Raw genomic sequence first — 275 nt, forward strand, 5'->3', positions numbered from 1 at the left:
GCTCTTTACAGGATCCATCACCGGTGATGGCTGAGTTTTCTTCTTTTTTCCTTTAGGATAAAATTCTTCTTGATCCGCATACTTCTGAACGGTTCGATAGTCGGTGTTTGTTCTTCTAGCGACTTCCGCATAGGTATGCCCTTTTGTGTTTACTTCTTGTCTGATATACTTAATGTCGGTCACTTGTAACATCTCCTTAAAACTACCTCCTGCCAAAAATTGGGTCCACAGGAAGTGTAATTAATTTAAGGAATGTTCGCAAGTGGCTTTTTTTT

At 39.6% G+C, this 275-nt stretch carries 1 pseudogene; it reads right to left on the minus strand.

Annotated elements, in window-relative coordinates:
- Positions 1–183 (minus strand): annotated as a pseudogene (locus tag ACHABW_RS26080) (IS21 family transposase); the annotation flags it as partial.
- Positions 184–275 lie beyond the last annotated feature (92 nt).

Source organism: Salipaludibacillus sp. CF4.18 (assembly GCF_051262595.1).
Taxonomy (GTDB): domain Bacteria; phylum Bacillota; class Bacilli; order Bacillales; family Salisediminibacteriaceae; genus Salipaludibacillus; species Salipaludibacillus neizhouensis.